The organism is Mannheimia cairinae (assembly GCF_028649535.1).
GTDB classification, from domain to species: domain Bacteria; phylum Pseudomonadota; class Gammaproteobacteria; order Enterobacterales; family Pasteurellaceae; genus Mannheimia; species Mannheimia cairinae.
Genome location: NZ_JAQSJE010000002.1, coordinates 220,239 through 237,859, shown reverse-complemented (window position 1 = coordinate 237,859; position 17,621 = coordinate 220,239). Strand labels below are relative to the sequence as shown.

The following is a 17,621-nucleotide window of genomic DNA, read 5'->3' as shown; positions in this document are numbered from 1 at the left end:
ATAAATTAGAATGGTAATTTCATACCCGGTGGTAATTGCATTCCTGCTGTTACGCTTGCCATTTTCTCTTTTTGCATTTCTTCCGCACGACGTACTGCATCATTAAAAGCAGCTGCCACTAAATCTTCTACCATTTCTTTATCATCTTCCATTAAAGATGGGTCGATTTCAATGCGACGACAGTTATGCGCACCGTTAATCGTTACTTTCACTAAGCCTGCACCAGATTCGCCTGTTACTTCAAGTTGTGCGATCTCTTCTTGCATTTTTTGCATACGCTCTTGCATTTGCTGAGCTTGTTTCATTAGGTTGCCTAACCCACCTTTTCCGAACATAAATTTTCCTCTAAATTTAGCGATAAAATAAGCGTTTCATTTTACTGAACGCTTTTCTAATCTGCAAGCGGTTAATTTTTACAAAAATTTTGCAAATTTGCTAAAATAACCGTTCTTTTATCACAACCCTTTTTGCTATGGCTCTAACTCGTTTACTTATCAATCATTTTCGTAATATTCAAACTGCTGATTTAGAATTTAGCCCGCACTTTAATTTTTTGGTCGGTTCAAACGGCAGTGGTAAAACTAGCTTGTTAGAAGCCATTTTTTATTTAGGGCACGGTCGCTCATTTAAAAGCCATATTAGCAACCGTATTATCAATTATGATAACGACCATTTTGTGCTACACGGCAAAATTGATGAAGCCCAACATTCTTGGTCGGTCGGAATTCAAAAATCCAGAGCTGGCGATACGACTCTAAAAATCAACGGCGAAGATGGCAATAAAATTGCCGACCTTGCTCACTTGCTCCCAATGCAAGTAATTACTCCTGAAGGATTAACATTACTTAACGGCGGTCCTAGCTATCGCCGAGCCTTTTTAGATTGGGGCTTATTCCACCAACATACTGATTTTTATAGCCATTGGACCAATTTACGTCGTTTATTAAAACAGCGAAACTCCGCCCTTCAGCAAGTACGCTCTTATGCAGAATTAAAAGCTTGGGATATTGAATTAGTCAAAACTACCTATGCGGTCAGTGCAATGCGTGCGGAATATGCTGAAGCGTTACGCCCAGAAATTGAAAAAACCTGTCAGTTCTTTTTACCGGAAATTGAAATGGGATTGAGCTTTCATCAAGGCTGGGAAAAGGGGGCGGACTATGCCGAGATCTTAGCACAAGGCTTTGAGCGAGATCGCTCTGTCGGTTATACAATGATTGGGGCTCAAAAAGCAGATTTTCGTTTTAAAGCCAATGGCTTGCCCGTTGAAGATGTACTTTCTCGTGGGCAATTAAAATTGCTAATGTGTGCATTAAGGCTTGCTCAAGGGGAACATTTAGTCGCGCAAAAAGAGCGTAAGTGTCTGTTTTTAATCGATGATTTTGCTTCAGAACTTGACCCAATAAAAAGAGAGTTATTAGCTCATCGCTTAAGAGAAAGCGGTTCGCAAGTGTTTGTTACTGCTATTACCAAAGAGCAACTTAACCAAATGCAGTGGCAAGATAGAAAAGATGATTGCTTATTTAAGGTTGAGCAAGGAAATATTCAACATCAAAAATAAAAGCGATATTACTACTTCCCATTGCACACAATTAAAAGGGTACAATGAGATAGTAGTATTCAATGTTCTGTTATAACTTAACAGGCTCAATAATCTCGCTTGGATAACAGCCTAACACTTTTAAAAAGCTGGTAACCTTCTCCAATTCAACTAAAGCCTTTTGGGTATTTTCAGAATGAATATTGGCATCTAATTCAACATAGAACATCTCTTCCCACGGCTTACCGTAAATTGGGCGAGATTCTAGCTTCATCATACGAATATTGTGTGTTTTAAAAACAATTAAGGCATCAACTAAAGCACCAGCTTGCTGAGTAGTTGTCATCAGTAACAATGTTTTAGTTTGTACTTGTGGTGAAACCTGAACTGCCTTTTTTGCCAGCACAATAAAACGGGTAATATTATTAGGCTGATTTGCAATATCCGTTTTAATATTGGTTAAACCGTATAATTTCCCACCGTCTTCATTACCTAATGCCACAATATTCGGCTTATTTAAACGAGCTACCATTTGCATTGCGTGTGAACTGCTTTCACAATATTTAATATGCACTTTATTAAGTGTTGCTAAAAATTGGCTACATTGTTGAGCCGGTTGTGGGTGCGTATAAACCGTATCCACTTCCGCCAAATCAATATTACCATTTGCCAATACACAATGTTTAATCGGGTAAGCAAGTTCGCCCACTAAGGTTAAATCGGTATGTTGCAATAAATCATACACTTCGTTAATCGAACCGGAAGTGGTATTTTCTAACGGTAGTACGCCAAAATCCGCCTCACCTTTGCTGACTTTTTCAAACACTTCATCAAAAGAACCGCAACTTAGCTCAACTAAAGATTCTTGATATTTCTTAGCAAATTGGCGAGATGCCATATTAGAGTAAGAACCACGCATACCTAAAAACGCAATCGAAACTTGCTCTTCTTTCTGGGCATTTAATTTGTTTTGCAGATAATGTTGTTGGGTAAGTACCGAATCTTCAATAATGCGTTGGAAAATTTGGGTCACATATTGTGGGTCAAGCTGATAATTTTCTGCTTCGGCAAAATTCACTAATTCTTGCAATAGTGCTTTTTCACGCTCTAAATCTCTCAGGGGTTTTTGAGTAATTTCTTTGCTACGCACCACATCAAAAGCTAAACGGTGGCGTTCCGCCAATAGCTTTAAGAGGTTACGGTCAAGAGTGGTGATTTGTGTTCGAATATCGGATAAATCTAAAGACATTGTTCATTCTCTGTAAAAATTAAACAAACAAGCGGTCAAAAAATATTATTTTTTTGCAAATTTTTTAGAAAATTCGACCGCTTGCTTAACGCTATTTATGCTTTTGAAACACACTCAACCACTTTGACATCGCCTAAAATACCTTTATGGCGAAGGAGTGCATCAAGGGTTGGTTTTCTGCCTCGGAAACGTTCAAATAGCACCATTGGCTCTTCTGAACCGCCACGGGTTAGAATATTCTCTAAGAACGATTGCCCTGTTTTGGCATTGAAAATACCTTCTTCTTCAAAACAAGAGTAAGCATCGGCAGAAAGCACTTCCGCCCATAAATAGCTGTAGTAGCCTGCCGCATAACCGCCTGCAAAAATATGCGAGAAGCTGTGTGGAGTTCTTGCCCAATCTACACCTTTTGCTACGGCGACCTGTTCTTTAATCTCTTTTAATAAAGCTAATACTTGACCTTGTTTGTTCGGGTCGTATTCCGTATGCAAGCGGAAATCAAACAAGCCAAATTCTAGCTGACGTAACACAAACATTGCTGCTTGGAAGTTTTTCGCCGCTAATAGTTGATCTAATTTTTCTTTTGGTAATGGCTCGCCCGTTTCATAATGCCCTGAAATAAAGGCAAGAGCTTCTTCTTCCCAACACCAGTTTTCTAAGAATTGGCTTGGTAGCTCAACTGCGTCCCAAGGCACACCGTTAATGCCTGCAACATCGCCGACTTCAATTTCGGTAAACATATGGTGAATGCCGTGTCCAAATTCGTGGAACAAGGTTGTGACTTCATCGTGGGTAAAGAGAGCTGGTTTATCGCCAATCGGTTTGTTGAAGTTACAAGTTAAATAAGCCACCGGTTTTTGTAGCGTACCGTCTGCCAAGCGTTTTTGGTTGATGCAATCGTCCATCCAAGCACCGCCACGTTTGTTTTCACGAGCGTATAAATCTAAATAGAATGAGCCACGCAAGCGGTCGTTTTTATCAAAAATATTGAAAAAACGCACATCTTTATGCCAAACATCAACACCTTGTTGCTCTTCTACACGCATACCGAAAATGCGTTTAATTACTTCAAATAAGCCCGATAATACACGATCTTCAGGGAAATAAGGGCGAAGTTCTTCATCGTTAATTGAGAATAACGCTTGTTTTTGTTTTTCGCTGTAGAAGGTAATATCCCATAAATCAAAATGAGTAACACCAAAGTTTTCCGCCGCAAATTTTTTCAATTCACATAACTCATTTTTACCCTGTGCTTTTGAGCGAGTGGCTAAATCATTTAAGAAATCCAATACCTGTTGTGGATTCTCTGCCATTTTGGTGGCAAGGGAATAATCTGAATAGGTGTTGAAACCGAGTAATTGAGCTTTTTCGTGACGTAATTTAAGGATTTCATCGATCACAGCACTGTTATCCCATTTGCCTGCATTCGGGCCTTGATCTGAGGCACGGGTTACAAAGGCACGGTACATCTCTTCACGTAACTCTTTGTTTTCACAGTAGGTCATTACCGGCAAATAGCTTGGGAATTCAAGGGTAAAGCGGTAGCCCTTTTTGCCTTTGCTTTCTGCTGAAAGTTTTGCTGCCTCAAGAGCAGATTCTGGCAAGCCTTTAAGTTGTGATTCATCGGTAATCACAATATCCCAACCCATTGTTGCATCTAGCACGTTATTGCTAAATTGTGAATTGAGTTCAGATAGACGAGCGGAAATTTCACCATAGCGTTTTTGTTTATCTGCTGGTAATGAAATGCCCGATAATTCAAAATCTTGTAGGCTGTTTTCAATCGCTTTTTTCTGGGCTACCGAATAAGTTTCAAACTCAGGGCTATTTTTTAATTTCACATAACCTTGATATAAGCCTTGATGTTGCCCCACCCAAGTGCTGTATTCAGATAATAATGGTAAGCAAGCCTGATAAGCTTCACGCAGTTCTGGGGAATTTTTCACTGCATTTAAATGCCCGACTGGCGACCACGCACGAGAGAATTTATCGCCCGCCATTGCTTGTGGCAGATAAAAATTTTCCCAAGTCGGATTTTCAATTTTAGCAACTGCTTCAACAGTTTCACGACATTCTTTAATTACCGCTTCAACGGCAACTTGAATATGTTCTGGTTTGATTTGTGAAAACGCAGGCAAGCCTGTGTAATTTAAAAGAGGGTTAGTCATTATTTTTCCTTTTATGGTCAAAATGAATAATTTGTTCTGCGATAATACACAAAGTTTAATAGAAAAACAAAGCGGTCGAATTTCCCTTATTTTTTGCAAAATAATCAGAAAATTTAACCGCTTGAAATTAGAATTTAACGGTGTGTCCGTAGCTTTCAATAATTTTTTGCAGACGTTCTAACGTCTCTTTCGGCGGAGGAAGGACACCTTCTAGCTCATACTTATAACCTAAGGTTTCCCATTTATGTGCACCTAAACGGTGGTATGGTAACATTTCCACCTTTTCGATATTTTCCATACCTTGAATAAATTTGCCTAAACGGTGAGCGGAATCGTCATCGTCCGTATAGCCCGGCACAACCACATAACGAATCCAAGTTGGTTTGTTTAATTTTTGCAAATAACGGGCGAAATCTAGCGTACGTTTATTGGAAACGCCGACTAAATCCTGGTGAATTTCATCATTAAGTTGTTTTAAATCCAGTAACACTAAATCTGTTACCTCTAACATTTCATCAACCACAGGGCTATAGTTACGCACAAAGCCGTTGGTATCTAAGCAAGTATTGATGCCTTCTGCTTTACAAGCTCTAAACCAATCACGCACAAATTCCATTTGTAGAACGGCCTCTCCACCAGATGCCGTAACACCGCCACCTGTTGCTTTCATAAAGTGTTTATAGGTTGTGACTTCTTTCATTAAATCTTCAACACTAATTTCTTTGCCGCCATCAAGATCCCACGTGTCTCGATTATGGCAATATTTACAACGCATTAAACAACCTTGTAAAAAAAGAATAAAGCGGATCCCTGGTCCATCTACCGTACCGCAGGATTCATAAGAGTGGTAACGACCTAATACAGACATTTAATTTTCCTCTGTTGAATCTTAAAAAGATAAATTTAAAATTGCCTTTATTTTAGCAGAAATCAATAGGAAAGACTGATTTTTGTTAATTAAATTTACGTTATAAAAAAATAAAACCTCCATAAAGGAGGCTTAGAAGCGGTTGATATTTCAAATAACGCAGCATTATTGCTCAAAAACATCTCTTAATAATATTTACCAACTTTTTGACCACTGTGAAAGCCATTGTTGGATAGTTTCTGTTGAAGGTTGCTCAAAGGCTATTGTTTTATAAGTAGGCATTTTGCTAAATGCTTCATCTACACCTTCATTTAGGACTGGGTTCATTACATTATGGTACGAAATAATATGTTGCGATTCTGGCTTATGTAAAAAAGCTAAAAATTGATTCGCCAGCTCTTTTTGTTGGCTTGTTTTTACAATAGCAGCATTCTCAACTTGCACTAAATGTCCTTCTTCAAAAGGTGCTGCAACGTATTTATCTGTATTTTCGTGCCATTGGTGATACAAAGGGGAGGTTGTATAGCTTAATACTAAATCAGATTCCCCTTTTAAAAATGCACCGTAGGTTTCAGACCAACCTTTGCCAACAGTTACCGTATGTTTGGCTAATGTTTTCCAAGCTTCTTGTGTTTTTTCGCCATAAATATGGTTCATCCATAATAAAAAACCTCGCCCAACACTACTGGTTCTTGGGTCTTGGTAAATCACTTTTAAATCTTGACGTTCAACTAGTTCTTTTAAACTTTTAGGCGGATTTGCCAACTTTTCTTTGTCATAAATAAAAGCATAAGAACCGGTATCATAAGGGAAAAAGATTTTATCTTTCAGCTCAAGTGTTGTATTTGCATTATGTTCACTAAATAAGCCGGACTTTTCGGCCTCTGGTTGTAAAAAGTTATCAATACCAACTACAACATCCGCTTTAGTTTTTGCTCCCTCTAAACGTAAACGGTTAAACATCGTCACACTATCATCAAAAGGCATAAATTTTAGATCGCAACTACATTCTTTCTCAAAATTTTGCTCAAGTTTCGGGGCCGGCCCATATTTAGATGCAAAAGAGCTATAAGTATAAACGGTTAAGGTTGGTTGGTTAGCAAAAGCGGTAGCACTTAATAATGCTATGGTAGATAAGATACGTTTCATTGCATTTTCCTTCTAAAATCAATAAATAGAAGGATTTAAGAAAGACAAGTTGCTATCTCAAATCCCTACGCTGATATTAATCAGATCAGGTTCTATGGGTATTTCTCAGCCACAAGCGGTCTAATTTTATAAAAAATTTGCAAATTTCTAAAAGAAATCAACCGCTTGTTGCACCCCAATGAGAACTAATGCATTGTAAGAAGTTTAAAAATTAATTTCAACACTCCGCAAACGTTTGCTATTTTAATTAAAAATATTTATACTATCGCCCTAGTCCAAACAAGGAACTAGAAATGAATTATTATCATACCCCTATAAAACCTAATTCTATTCAGCTACGCATCGTTTCACGAGGCGTAGCTGTTTTTTTATTCATTTCTAAATCTTTTAATAATCGCTTTTTAAGGCGATTTTTTTTACCCGTTATATTTTCAGTAAACACCAATGTTTATTGCCGAAACTTACAATATTAGAGGAATAGCATACCAATGAGTCAATTAATCCGTACACTAAAAGGTCATATTCGTGATGAAATTATCAAAAAAGGGGGCTGGGTAAATGCACACGCTCACGCAGACCGAGCCTTTACGATGACACCTGAAAAAATTACTGTGTACCAAAATGCAAACCTTCAACAAAAATGGGATTTAGTCGATGAAGTTAAACGTAATTCTACTGTTGATGACTACTACCGCCGTTTTTCACAAGCCATTGAACTGATGATTTCACAAGGGGTAACTGCATTTGGTACTTTTGTTGATATTGACCAAGTATGTGAAGATAGAGCAATTATTGCCGCTCATAAAGCCCGAGAGGTTTATAAAAGCGATATTATCTTAAAATTTGCCAACCAAACCTTAAAGGGCGTTATAGAACCTACCGCTAAAAAATGGTTTGATATTGGTTCTGAAATGGTGGATATGATTGGTGGATTGCCATATCGTGATGAATTAGATTACGGCAAAGGCCTAGAGGCGATGGATATTCTAATGGATAAGGCAAAATCGCTAGGTAAAATGTTGCACGTACACGTCGATCAATTTAATTCACCAAAAGAGAAAGAAACCGAGCAATTATGCGATAAATCGATTGAACACGGAATGCAAGGAAAAGTAGTTGCTATTCACGGCATTTCTATTGGGGCTCACCCGAAAGAATATCGCAAAATGCTTTACCAAAAAATGCGTGATAGCCAAATGATGGTAATTGCCTGCCCAATGGCGTGGATTGACAGCGGAAGAAAAGAAGATTTACAGCCATTCCATAATGCTTTAACCCCTGCTGATGAGCTAATTCCCGAAGGCATTACGGTGGCTATCGGTACAGATAATATCTGTGATTATATGGTACCACTCTGTGAAGGCGATATGTGGCAAGAACTCAGCCTACTCTCTGCTGGTTGCCGTTTTACTAATTTAGAAGAAATGTCAAATATTGCCAGCATTAATGGTAGAAAGGTTTTAGGGTTACTGTAATGTAAAACTTAGTTGTACAAAGTAATAAAAAATCGGCATTTAATTCAATCATTAAATGCCGATTCTTAAAAGCTATGATAAATAAATATTATTTAAACTCATAACGTCTGATTGTTTTTACATCAGCATCCTCATTTTTAATTTCATCAGCAAGGTAAACACGAGCACCAACAGCTGCGTGAGCATCAACCTTACGAGTTAAGGTTACGTTTTCACCATTATCTCTTTGAACAACTAGCTCAACAGTATCGTTTGATAAAGGCTTGCTAGATAATACCGTTGCATTGCCTTTGCCAGAATAAACTTCTGCAGTACAAGCTGCTAAAACTAACGATGCTAATACAGCTAAAGAAAGTTTTTTCATTATAAATAAATCCTCAAGTAAAAAATAAAATTAAAGCAGAGAAACGTTTAAGTCTGAATTTGACCCAACAATTCTTACACGCTTACCAGGCACAAAGCCATCTTCTTTCTTCTGGACAACAACGATCTCTTTGCCATCATCTTTACGAATCACCATTTCTAATGAAGCCGCTTGATTCACTTTTTGCTCAACTTGGTTACCAATCATAGCACCCGCAACAGCACCAACCGCAGTTGCAATCGCTTGACCGCTTCCACCGCCAATAGCATTACCAGCAACGCCACCTAAAACACCGCCGCCAACAGTACCAATTACACCTTCGCTATTTGCTTGAATTTTAACATCACGCACCGAAACAATAGTACCATAAGTAATAGAACGAGCTTCTTTTGCTTGACCTGCTGTATAAACACTGCCACTAAATACATCTGTATTTGCACAACCGACTAAAGCAAAACTTGACATTAACGCAGCAACTAGACCTAATTTTTTCATTTTGTTCTCCAAAAAATACACCAAAAATTACATTTCTGACATAACAATATTCTTTATATCATAAGGATGCAGCTTTAGACAACAAAGATTACAAAAAGTTACATTTCTCAAGCTAATTGCAATACTTGGGTTCGGTAATGCTTCGCCTTGGGCTTTCGGTTGGCTGATTTTCAATCGCAAATCACTATTTTCTGCTAGTTTAAAGTGAGTCAGCGTTCGTTCTACCCATTGCTCTACGCTTTCCTGTTCCCGCATCGGAAAAACAAGCTCGATATGCTCCCAACCTTGCTGTGAGTAAACCTTATCTTTGGGGAAAGGCAATTCAATAATATTTACATTTTTCCCGCAAAATTTAACCGCTTGTTTAAGTGTAAATAAACCGATGGGTCTGCCATTAACCTCGCTCTCTTTTAATAAAGAAGCCCCTTCTAACAGCATCGTTTTCCATTGCTCTGCGGTTTCAGCCTCATTCATTCGTACGGCTAAGTGATCAATTTCATAAAGCGATAAATCAATTCCTGCAATCTCTGCAATTTGTTCTATTTTTTGGGAAAATTGTGATAAATCGCCAAAACAAGCGGTCATTTTCTCGAAAAATTTTGCGTTTTCTGATATAATTTTGTCCATTTTTTTGTGAGTCAAATTTAATAGGTTAGATATAGTGAATATTCAACAAATTTTAGCAGATAAAATTAAACAGGCAATGATTGCGGCAGGTGCAGATGTGAATGTTGAGCCATTAGTGCGTCAATCTGGAAAGCCCGAATTTGGGGATTACCAAGCCAACGGTGCTATGGGGGCAGCCAAAAAATTAGGAATGAACCCACGTGAGTTTGCACAGAAAATCTTAGATAACGTAAATTTAGAAGGCATTGCTGAAAAATTAGAAATTGCAGGCCCGGGGTTTATCAATATTTTCTTAAACCAAGAATGGTTGGCGACTAACGCAAGTAGCATTCTACAAGTGGTCAATTTTGGCATAAAAACTACAAATCCGCAGACTATTGTGATCGACTACTCTTCGCCAAACGTAGCAAAAGAGATGCACGTAGGGCATTTACGTTCAACCATTATTGGCGATGCAGTAGTTCGCACCCTTGAATTTTTAGGCAACAAGGTTATTCGTGCCAACCACGTCGGCGATTGGGGAACCCAATTCGGTATGCTAATTGCTTACCTTGAAAAAATGGAAAACGAAAATGCCAGCGAAATGGAGCTTAGCGATTTAGAAGCCTTCTACCGTGCAGCAAAAGAAAACTACGATTCAGACGAAGCCTTTGCCGAAAAAGCCCGAAACTACGTTGTGAAATTACAGGGTGGCGATGAATATTGCCGTACGATGTGGAAAAAGCTTGTCGATATTACGATGCACCACAACCAAGAAAATTATAATCGCTTAAACGTCACCTTAACGGAAAAAGATGTAATGGGCGAAAGCCTTTACAACCCAATGTTGCCTGAAATTGTGGCAGACTTAAAAGCAAAAGGCTTAGCGGTGGAAGATGATGGAGCCTTAGTCGTCTTTTTAGAGGAATTTAAAAACAAAGACGGCGATCCAATGGGCGTTATCGTTCAGAAAAAAGATGGTGGTTTCCTCTACACCACCACCGACGTGGCAGCAGCGAAATACCGTTATGAAACGCTAAAAGCAGACCGTGCCTTAGTGTTCTCAGACTCTCGCCAAGCACAACATATGCAACAAGCGTGGCTGATTACTCGTAAAGCAGGCTACGTGCCAGATTCGTTCAGCCTTGAACACCCATTCTTTGGAATGATGTTAGGCAAAGACGGCAAGCCATTTAAAACCCGTACTGGTGGCACGATAAAATTAAAAGATTTATTAGATGAAGCGGTAGAGCGTGCAGATAAACTGATTTCAGAACGTTCAACCGATTTAACAACAGATGAAAAAGCTGCCGTGGTAGAGGCAGTTGCGATTGGCTCGGTAAAATATTCTGACTTATCGAAAAACCGTACCACCGACTACGTGTTCGACTGGGATAATATGCTGACATTTGAGGGTAATACCGCTCCATATATGCAATATGCCTACACTCGTATTTGTTCAATCTTCGCCCGTGCCAATATTGATGCAGAAAGCCTGACTTCAAGTATTCAATTAAACGAGCCAAAAGAACGTTCGCTAGCGGTTAAATTATTGCAGTTTGAAGAAGCATTAAATGGTGTAGCGAAAGACGGAATGCCGCATATTTTATGCCAATACTTATATGAATTAGCCGGCGAATTCTCAAGTTTCTACGAGGCTTGCCCAATTCTAAATGCCGAAGAAAACGTAAAAAACAGTCGTTTAGCATTAGCCGCTTTAACGGCTAAAACCTTAAAACAAGGTTTAGATTTATTAGGTATTAAAACAGTAGAGAAAATGTAACAACATCTCTCTTATAAAGGGGAGGTCAGAAAATACTTAATCAAATCTCCCCCAGCCCCTCTTTTCTAAAGAGGGGAGTAAAATAAAAGGAACAAATTAATGAAATTTATTGATGAAGCCCTGATTCGTGTAGAAGCAGGCGACGGTGGAAATGGTTGTGTTAGCTTCCGCCGTGAAAAATATATCCCAAAAGGCGGGCCCGACGGCGGCGATGGTGGCGATGGTGGCGATGTCTATTTAATTGCTGATGAAAACCTTAACACCCTAATCGATTACCGTTTTGAAAAACGTTATGCCGCAGGGCGTGGCGAAAATGGTCGTAGTTCAGGTTGTACTGGGCATCGTGGTAACGATATTACTTTACGAGTGCCAGTTGGAACCCGTGCGATTGATAACGACACCCAAGAAGTGATTGGCGATTTAACCAAACACGGTATGAAAATGCTAGTAGCAAAAGGTGGTTATCACGGTTTGGGGAATACTCGTTTTAAATCTTCCGTAAACCGTGCACCTCGCCAAAAAACCAACGGTACACCGGGCGAAAAACGTGATTTATTATTAGAGCTAATGCTGCTTGCTGATGTAGGTATGCTAGGTTTACCAAATGCGGGCAAATCGACCTTTATCCGTAGCGTTTCTGCCGCCAAACCAAAAGTAGCCGATTATCCATTCACAACTCTTGTACCAAGTTTAGGTGTAGCTCGTGTTGGTTCAGATCGTAGTTTTGTGGTTGCCGATATTCCCGGCTTAATTGAAGGTGCGGCGGAAGGTGCCGGCTTAGGAATTCGTTTCTTAAAACACTTAGAGCGTTGCCGTATTTTAATTCACTTAGTCGATATTATGCCGATTGATGAAAGCGATCCGGCTCACAACATTTCGGTAATTGAATCTGAACTTTATCAGTACAGCGAAAAATTATCAGAAAAACCGACTTGGTTAGTGTTCAATAAAATCGACACCATCGGCGAAGAGGAAGCGGCTGAGCGTGCAAAAGAAATTGCAGAACAAATCGGCTGGGAAGGCGATTATTACTTAATATCCGCAGCAACAGGGCAAAACGTGCAAAATCTTACCCGTGATATTATGGACTTCATCGAAGCTAACCCTCGTGAGCTAGAAGATGAAAACAAAGAAGCGGACGAAGTCAAATTCAAATGGGAAGACTACCATAACGAAGCAATGCAAAATGCGGTAGAAGAAGATTGGGATGACGACTGGGACGATGATTGGTCTGAAGAAGACGACGAAGGTGTAGAAATCATTTACGAGCGTCGTTAATTCATAAACTACAAGCGGTTATTTTTTAGTAAGAATTTGCAAAATTCTGAACAAAAATAACCGCTTGTTTGTTAATGGCTAATCGCCATTTCTAGCTTAGAAACAGCTTTTTTGCCCTCTTCTTCAGATTTCAGCTCTAAACCAGCTTGCCCAACGAAAACTCCCATTCGAATATATTGACGAATAAAATAGTTTTTTCCGCCCTCAGTAGTAATGTTTAAATCATTATTACCAAATTCAGATTCCGTTGAAACCTTATGTTTTCCCGCCTTTACTTTTTTGTAAAAGAAAACATCAGGGGCTGATTCACCGATAAATTTATCATCAACATAAATATTCTTTTTAAGAGCCTGCCCCATAAAAGAATCACGGTAAATATAAAGACCTGATTGAGCTTTACCTGGTGTAGTAAATTCTTTTGCCTTATCACTTTCTCCTTTGGAAGCCATTGGCACTGTAGCACAAGCATTTAAAAGTAGAATAAGACCAAGTAAACTTGCTTTTGGAAGTAATTTTCTCATTACTAGCGTTCACAAACTAGAAGTTATAACGTAAACCAGCATTTACACCAACTTGAGCAAAATCAGAGGCTAAGCGATTATATTCAGCACCTAAATTAAGCTTAAGATTATCAGTTAATTTATATTGAACTCCTCCTAATACACCTGCACCAACACGAGAAGCACTTTCGCTTACTGAAATATTACTATAATAACGATAACTAGCTCCTGATACACTAATATCTACTTTATTATAGGCTAATCTAGCACCTAAATAAGGAGTAAAATCTGAATTATTTTTGAAATCGTAAATAGCTGAAATACCTAAAGATTTTACTTTTGTAGATATTTCAAAATTTGAATAATATGAAACATCATTTTTAGTTTTACCTAAATTAGTATAATCTGCAGCAATACGGTACCCACCAAAATCATAACCTACACTAATACGTTGCGTAAAAACAGAATCATCAATTAAATCTGAATCATCCGCGATTTTAGAATAGCCAAGATCGCCCTGAACATACCACTGTGCTTGAGCTGATAATGCAAAAGTTGAAACTAATGTAGCGATTAATAATTTTTTCATAGATAAGTCCCTATAAATGTGTGAAAATAACGTTAATTGCATTAATGAATGCAAATAAATTCTAAGAAAAAGAGTTATTTTTAACCAGAACCAAACCAGACAAATAACCACCTAATTTGTAGTTAAAATTACTCAATTTATGAGGAAATAAATCAATGGGAATGCACGATAAAATCCGCTTAATGCGAGAAATCCGCCAATGGTCGCAGGAAGAAATGGCGAGTAAGATGAATATGTCACTAAGTGGCTATGCAAAAATTGAGCGAGGTGAAACAAAGTTACATTACGATAAGCTCGTGCAGATTGCTCAAATTTTTAATATGAATTTGTCTGATTTGGTAGATTCTGAGAAAGGGTTATTTTTCTATATGAATGAAAATTGTGACAATAACTCTTTAAATTACTATAGCAGTACTGATGCAGTAACTATTGAGATTGAAAAACTAAAATTATCCCTTATTCACAAAGACGAACTACTAACTCAGAAAGATCAAGAGATTCAATCACTAAAAAAGATCATTACATTATTAGAAAGTAAATAAGAAACATCTACAAGCGGTTATTTTTTAATAAGAATTTGCAAAATTCTAAAGAAAAATAACCGCTTGTCTATATAAAATCTTCCTTAAAACGACTCTTCGGTTTGCGTATTGTATTTGAATGTTTCTGCTCCCCTCTTTAGAAAAGAGGGGCTGGGGGAGATTTGAAAGCACACAACATTCTACCTTCAGCCTATATCAAATGTAAGGAAAGCTATGCTTAACTCAAGCTCTTGTGATTTATTTAATATTCCGTTTTTTCAGTTTTCGCAGTTAAAAAAATATTGTCCTGAGGAAATTCCTCGTATTAAGGCAGATTATAAAAAGCAGTGGGAAATTTGGAAAAAGCTGAATTTGGAAGTTTCTCGTCAGCTTGGGCAGCCTTTTGCAGAACCTCATATTGAACGTTGGTGTAATGGCTGGCAGGTTCGGGCACATTTTTTTGCTTATTATAAATATGAATTTAATAAAAATTCCGCTGCTATTCTTTCAGTTATTTTAAACCGTCGCCGTTTACAGGTTTGCTTAGATTGGCACTGTTATCGGGCAGATCGTTCGCAGATCAATGTGCAACAATATAATCAATGGTTGGAAAATTTAGATCCAAACACTTTTCAGGAATTTGAGATTTGGAATGGGAAAGAAAGTGAATATGCCGATTTCCAAAAAGTAAAAGATCTTCCAATTAACAAAATTATATTAAGCGATGAAGAGGATTTTTGGTGTATCGGACGTAATGTCGAAAAAGCTGATCTAGATAGGGTTGATGCGGTGGAATTTATCTATCAAACCATTCGAGATTTATTGCCACTTTATGAGAAATGCCATCAAAATAAATAAAAAGATAAATTACTAAATAAAACTTATTAAAATTGTTCATTTATACTGAACCTAGCAATTTTAAATCACATTTTAATCACGCTTATACTCGTAAATAATCTGTTAAAAAGTTAATATAAATAAGGCTATCTATCAGAATATCTTATTTTTTCATAGGTACTTCACAATAAAACTGATGCAGTACCTTTAAAATTGCTTCTGCTTTATCATCAACTATCCTATAAACTCGCTCCCGATGTTTTACTTCTGCCACAATAACTCCCGCCTCTCTCAATATTGCTAATTGATTGGAAGTTGCCGCCTGGGGTATGCCAATCGCTTGACATAATTCGCTAACATTACATTCTTTTTCCAGTAAGCAACATAAAATAGCTAATCGATTTGGATTAGCTAATAGTTTTAGAAAATTACTTGCCTCCCCAGCCTTTTCAAAAATTTCATTCATTTCGGTTCCCACCAGTTTTCCATTTAATAACTAAAAAAATCTACCTTTATTTTAAAAAAATAATTGACAGACTTCAATCACAAAAACATTATATAAAAAAAATATTATATAACAATATATTGATATTTAATAAAATAAACATAAGGAGACCTTTATGAAAGCAAATGTAGGTGGAATAGACAAAATGTTACGCATTGTGATCGGGGCATTACTTACGATCCTTGCGGTAACCGGCACAGTCGGTGCTTGGGGCTATTTAGGTGTGATCGTGCTATTAAGCGGTTTATTTTCCCGTTGTGGGCTATATAGCTTACTTGGCATCGATACGTCTTGTTCAGTCTGTCCGTTAAAAAGAAATAATAAAGCCGAATAATAAGGAGGCACTATGTCTGACAATATGCACAATATCGACCGCACTCGTCGTCTGTTTTTACAGGGCAGTACATTAGGCTTAACCGCCTCTGCAAGCGGTCTGTTTTTGCCAAAATCTGCCCAAGCCGAGCCGAAAGTGTCTGCCTCGGTCAAAATCGTGATTGCCGGCGGTGGAGCAGCAGGGCTGGCAACCGCTTCTCGTCTTGCTGAACGTTTAGACGATAAAGCCGAAATCATTATTACCGAACCGAATAAAAAACATATTTACCAACCGGGCTTTACACTGATTGCCGCCGGATTAAAATCGGCCGATTATTCGGTATCCGATACCGCTAATTATCTGCCGTCTTGGGTAAAATGGATCGAGGCAAAAGTGGAGACATTCGATCCTGATGCCAATCAAGTCCAGTTATCCAACGGCGAAACGCTACGTTACGACTATCTATTCGTTACCACCGGTTTAAAACTGGATTACAGTGCCATTGAAGGAATGGATACCAACTTAATCGGGACCAATGGTCTGGGCAGTATTTACCATAGCCCGGTCGGGGCGGAAAAAACGTGGAAACTGCTTGATGAATTCAGCCGTAAAGGGGGAAATGCGGTACTGATGCGTCCGAACACTGAAATGAAATGTTCTGGAGCACCGCTAAAATATACGTTCATTGTGAGAGATTATCTCCACCGTCGTGGTACATTATCCAAATCGCATATTAGTTACAACAGCAACAATGGCTCGTTTTTCAGTGTGCCGATTGTGTCTGAAAAAGTACGTATGATGTTTGAAGCACGCAGTATCCATTATCACTACCACCGTATTCTTAAAGCGATTGATCCGGCCAAACGTATTGCGGTTTTTGAAAGCAAAAACGAAGGCAAAGTCGAACTACCTTATGATTTTATTAACGTGATTCCGCCACAGGTCGCCCCAGATGCGGTGCGTCATTCGCCTCTTGCGTGGCAAAGCGGACAATGGAAAGACGAAGGCTGGATGGAAGTCTCAAAAAGCACTCTCCGCCACGTCCGTTATCCGAATGTCTTCGGGGTCGGCGATATTGCTGGCGTGCCAAAAGGCAAAACTGCCGCCAGCGTTAAATGGCAAGTACCGGTGGCCGTTGATCATTTAATCTGTGAACTGCAAGGCAAAGAAAGCCAAATGATCTACAACGGTTACACTTCTTGCCCTCTGATTACCCAAGTCGGACGAGCAATGTTGGTGGAATTTGATTACAACAATAATTTGCAACCGTCCTTCCCCGGCATTATCCACCCGCTAGAAGATTCGTGGACCAGCTGGTTGTTGGAAACAATCGGGTTAAAACCGACTTATCTGAGTATGTTGCGTGGTAAAGCCTAAGGAG

19 protein-coding genes and 1 riboswitch are annotated in these 17,621 nt (G+C 38.6%); of the genes, 8 read left to right on the top strand and 11 right to left on the bottom strand.

Going from position 1 to position 17,621, the window contains the following annotated elements:
* Positions 1 to 5: 5 nt before the first annotated feature.
* Positions 6 to 335, bottom strand: coding sequence for a YbaB/EbfC family nucleoid-associated protein (locus tag PTQ27_RS03340; protein WP_273749281.1), 330 nt, complete (start codon positions 333 to 335; stop codon positions 6 to 8).
* A gap of 137 nt (positions 336 to 472) precedes the next feature.
* On the opposite strand from PTQ27_RS03340, the gene recF reads away from it, so the two are divergent.
* Positions 473 to 1,561: a DNA replication/repair protein RecF gene (recF, locus tag PTQ27_RS03335; RefSeq protein WP_273749280.1), complete on the top strand. Its 1,089-nt coding sequence runs from the start codon at positions 473 to 475 to the stop codon at positions 1,559 to 1,561.
* A gap of 70 nt (positions 1,562 to 1,631) precedes the next feature.
* Here the strand turns inward: recF and PTQ27_RS03330 are convergent, their stop codons facing one another.
* The 4 genes from PTQ27_RS03330 to thiB all read right to left on the bottom strand — a co-directional run bounded on the left by PTQ27_RS03330 (position 1,632) and on the right by thiB (position 6,974).
* Positions 1,632 to 2,789 (bottom strand): chorismate mutase, encoded by a 1,158-nt coding sequence (locus PTQ27_RS03330; protein WP_273749279.1) that lies wholly within the window; start codon positions 2,787 to 2,789, stop codon positions 1,632 to 1,634.
* Positions 2,790 to 2,884: 95 nt separating this feature from the next.
* Positions 2,885 to 4,957: an oligopeptidase A gene (gene prlC, locus PTQ27_RS03325; RefSeq protein WP_273749278.1), complete on the bottom strand. Its 2,073-nt coding sequence runs from the start codon at positions 4,955 to 4,957 to the stop codon at positions 2,885 to 2,887.
* A gap of 127 nt (positions 4,958 to 5,084) precedes the next feature.
* Entirely contained in the window at positions 5,085 to 5,825 is a 741-nt protein-coding gene (gene pflA, locus PTQ27_RS03320; protein ID WP_273749277.1) for a pyruvate formate lyase 1-activating protein, read from the bottom strand.
* A 195-nt stretch (positions 5,826 to 6,020) separates the two neighbouring features.
* On the bottom strand, positions 6,021 to 6,974 hold the full coding sequence (gene thiB / locus PTQ27_RS03315; protein WP_273749276.1) for a thiamine ABC transporter substrate binding subunit: 954 nt from the start codon (positions 6,972 to 6,974) through the stop codon (positions 6,021 to 6,023).
* Between the two features lie 44 nt (positions 6,975 to 7,018).
* Positions 7,019 to 7,162, bottom strand: a riboswitch (TPP riboswitch).
* 300 nt (positions 7,163 to 7,462) lie between these two features.
* Here thiB and PTQ27_RS03310 point away from each other — a divergent pair.
* Positions 7,463 to 8,449, top strand: coding sequence for an amidohydrolase family protein (locus PTQ27_RS03310; protein ID WP_273749275.1), 987 nt, complete (start codon positions 7,463 to 7,465; stop codon positions 8,447 to 8,449).
* An 88-nt stretch (positions 8,450 to 8,537) separates the two neighbouring features.
* Here PTQ27_RS03310 and PTQ27_RS03305 read toward each other — a convergent pair whose 3' ends face one another.
* Genes PTQ27_RS03305 through PTQ27_RS03295 form a run of 3 tightly spaced genes read right to left on the bottom strand, consistent with a single transcriptional unit; the run spans position 8,538 to position 9,926 of the window.
* Positions 8,538 to 8,813 carry a deoxyribose-phosphate aldolase gene (locus PTQ27_RS03305; RefSeq protein WP_273749273.1) on the bottom strand — a complete coding sequence of 92 codons (276 nt, stop codon included), beginning with the start codon at positions 8,811 to 8,813 and terminating at the stop codon, positions 8,538 to 8,540.
* Positions 8,814 to 8,843: 30 nt separating this feature from the next.
* Positions 8,844 to 9,308, bottom strand: a complete 465-nt coding sequence (locus tag PTQ27_RS03300; protein ID WP_273749271.1) for an outer membrane lipoprotein — start codon at positions 9,306 to 9,308, stop codon at positions 8,844 to 8,846.
* Positions 9,309 to 9,335: 27 nt separating this feature from the next.
* On the bottom strand, positions 9,336 to 9,926 hold the full coding sequence (locus PTQ27_RS03295) for a VOC family protein (RefSeq protein WP_273749358.1): 591 nt from the start codon (positions 9,924 to 9,926) through the stop codon (positions 9,336 to 9,338).
* Positions 9,927 to 9,969: 43 nt separating this feature from the next.
* Between PTQ27_RS03295 and argS the strand changes: the two genes are divergently transcribed.
* The gene (gene argS / locus PTQ27_RS03290; RefSeq protein WP_273749270.1) at positions 9,970 to 11,697 is read left to right on the top strand and encodes an arginine--tRNA ligase; all 1,728 of its coding nucleotides are present in this window, start codon (positions 9,970 to 9,972) and stop codon (positions 11,695 to 11,697) included.
* A 99-nt stretch (positions 11,698 to 11,796) separates the two neighbouring features.
* On the top strand, positions 11,797 to 12,975 hold the full coding sequence (gene cgtA / locus PTQ27_RS03285; protein WP_273749269.1) for an Obg family GTPase CgtA: 1,179 nt from the start codon (positions 11,797 to 11,799) through the stop codon (positions 12,973 to 12,975).
* Between the two features lie 71 nt (positions 12,976 to 13,046).
* On the opposite strand, the gene PTQ27_RS03280 is transcribed toward cgtA, so the two are convergent.
* On the bottom strand, positions 13,047 to 13,496 hold the full coding sequence (locus PTQ27_RS03280) for a DUF2846 domain-containing protein (protein WP_273749268.1): 450 nt from the start codon (positions 13,494 to 13,496) through the stop codon (positions 13,047 to 13,049).
* 16 nt (positions 13,497 to 13,512) lie between these two features.
* Positions 13,513 to 14,064 carry an opacity family porin gene (locus PTQ27_RS03275; protein WP_273749267.1) on the bottom strand — a complete coding sequence of 184 codons (552 nt, stop codon included), beginning with the start codon at positions 14,062 to 14,064 and terminating at the stop codon, positions 13,513 to 13,515.
* A 155-nt stretch (positions 14,065 to 14,219) separates the two neighbouring features.
* On the opposite strand from PTQ27_RS03275, the gene PTQ27_RS03270 reads away from it, so the two are divergent.
* Together PTQ27_RS03270 and PTQ27_RS03265 are read left to right on the top strand one after the other, a co-directional pair.
* The gene (locus PTQ27_RS03270) at positions 14,220 to 14,606 is read left to right on the top strand and encodes a helix-turn-helix domain-containing protein (RefSeq protein ID WP_273749266.1); all 387 of its coding nucleotides are present in this window, start codon (positions 14,220 to 14,222) and stop codon (positions 14,604 to 14,606) included.
* Between the two features lie 213 nt (positions 14,607 to 14,819).
* Positions 14,820 to 15,443, top strand: a complete 624-nt coding sequence (locus tag PTQ27_RS03265) for an HI_0552 family protein (protein WP_273749265.1) — start codon at positions 14,820 to 14,822, stop codon at positions 15,441 to 15,443.
* Positions 15,444 to 15,585: 142 nt separating this feature from the next.
* Here the strand turns inward: PTQ27_RS03265 and PTQ27_RS03260 are convergent, their stop codons facing one another.
* Complete coding sequence (locus tag PTQ27_RS03260) at positions 15,586 to 15,888, bottom strand: ArsR/SmtB family transcription factor (protein WP_273749264.1); 303 nt, start codon at positions 15,886 to 15,888, stop codon at positions 15,586 to 15,588.
* 154 nt (positions 15,889 to 16,042) lie between these two features.
* Here PTQ27_RS03260 and PTQ27_RS03255 point away from each other — a divergent pair, with 154 nt between their 5' ends.
* On the top strand, positions 16,043 to 16,261 hold the full coding sequence (locus tag PTQ27_RS03255; RefSeq protein WP_273749263.1) for a YgaP family membrane protein: 219 nt from the start codon (positions 16,043 to 16,045) through the stop codon (positions 16,259 to 16,261).
* Positions 16,262 to 16,273: 12 nt separating this feature from the next.
* Entirely contained in the window at positions 16,274 to 17,617 is a 1,344-nt protein-coding gene (locus PTQ27_RS03250) for an NAD(P)/FAD-dependent oxidoreductase (RefSeq protein ID WP_273749262.1), read from the top strand.
* The last annotated feature ends 4 nt before the right edge of the window (positions 17,618 to 17,621 follow it).

Coding starts and splice junctions, on each gene's coding strand:
- PTQ27_RS03275 (WP_273749267.1), bottom strand. CDS start 14,064: ATGAAAAAATTATTAATCGCTACATTAGTTTCAACTTTTGCATTATCA.
- thiB (WP_273749276.1), bottom strand. CDS start 6,974: ATGAAACGTATCTTATCTACCATAGCATTATTAAGTGCTACCGCTTTT.
- PTQ27_RS03300 (WP_273749271.1), bottom strand. CDS start 9,308: ATGAAAAAATTAGGTCTAGTTGCTGCGTTAATGTCAAGTTTTGCTTTA.
- cgtA (WP_273749269.1), top strand. CDS start 11,797: ATGAAATTTATTGATGAAGCCCTGATTCGTGTAGAAGCAGGCGACGGT.
- recF (WP_273749280.1), top strand. CDS start 473: ATGGCTCTAACTCGTTTACTTATCAATCATTTTCGTAATATTCAAACT.
- PTQ27_RS03305 (WP_273749273.1), bottom strand. CDS start 8,813: ATGAAAAAACTTTCTTTAGCTGTATTAGCATCGTTAGTTTTAGCAGCT.
- PTQ27_RS03260 (WP_273749264.1), bottom strand. CDS start 15,888: ATGAATGAAATTTTTGAAAAGGCTGGGGAGGCAAGTAATTTTCTAAAA.
- prlC (WP_273749278.1), bottom strand. CDS start 4,957: ATGACTAACCCTCTTTTAAATTACACAGGCTTGCCTGCGTTTTCACAA.
- PTQ27_RS03250 (WP_273749262.1), top strand. CDS start 16,274: ATGTCTGACAATATGCACAATATCGACCGCACTCGTCGTCTGTTTTTA.
- PTQ27_RS03270 (WP_273749266.1), top strand. CDS start 14,220: ATGGGAATGCACGATAAAATCCGCTTAATGCGAGAAATCCGCCAATGG.
- PTQ27_RS03280 (WP_273749268.1), bottom strand. CDS start 13,496: ATGAGAAAATTACTTCCAAAAGCAAGTTTACTTGGTCTTATTCTACTT.
- pflA (WP_273749277.1), bottom strand. CDS start 5,825: ATGTCTGTATTAGGTCGTTACCACTCTTATGAATCCTGCGGTACGGTA.
- PTQ27_RS03310 (WP_273749275.1), top strand. CDS start 7,463: ATGAGTCAATTAATCCGTACACTAAAAGGTCATATTCGTGATGAAATT.
- PTQ27_RS03330 (WP_273749279.1), bottom strand. CDS start 2,789: ATGTCTTTAGATTTATCCGATATTCGAACACAAATCACCACTCTTGAC.
- PTQ27_RS03255 (WP_273749263.1), top strand. CDS start 16,043: ATGAAAGCAAATGTAGGTGGAATAGACAAAATGTTACGCATTGTGATC.
- PTQ27_RS03340 (WP_273749281.1), bottom strand. CDS start 335: ATGTTCGGAAAAGGTGGGTTAGGCAACCTAATGAAACAAGCTCAGCAA.
- PTQ27_RS03265 (WP_273749265.1), top strand. CDS start 14,820: ATGCTTAACTCAAGCTCTTGTGATTTATTTAATATTCCGTTTTTTCAG.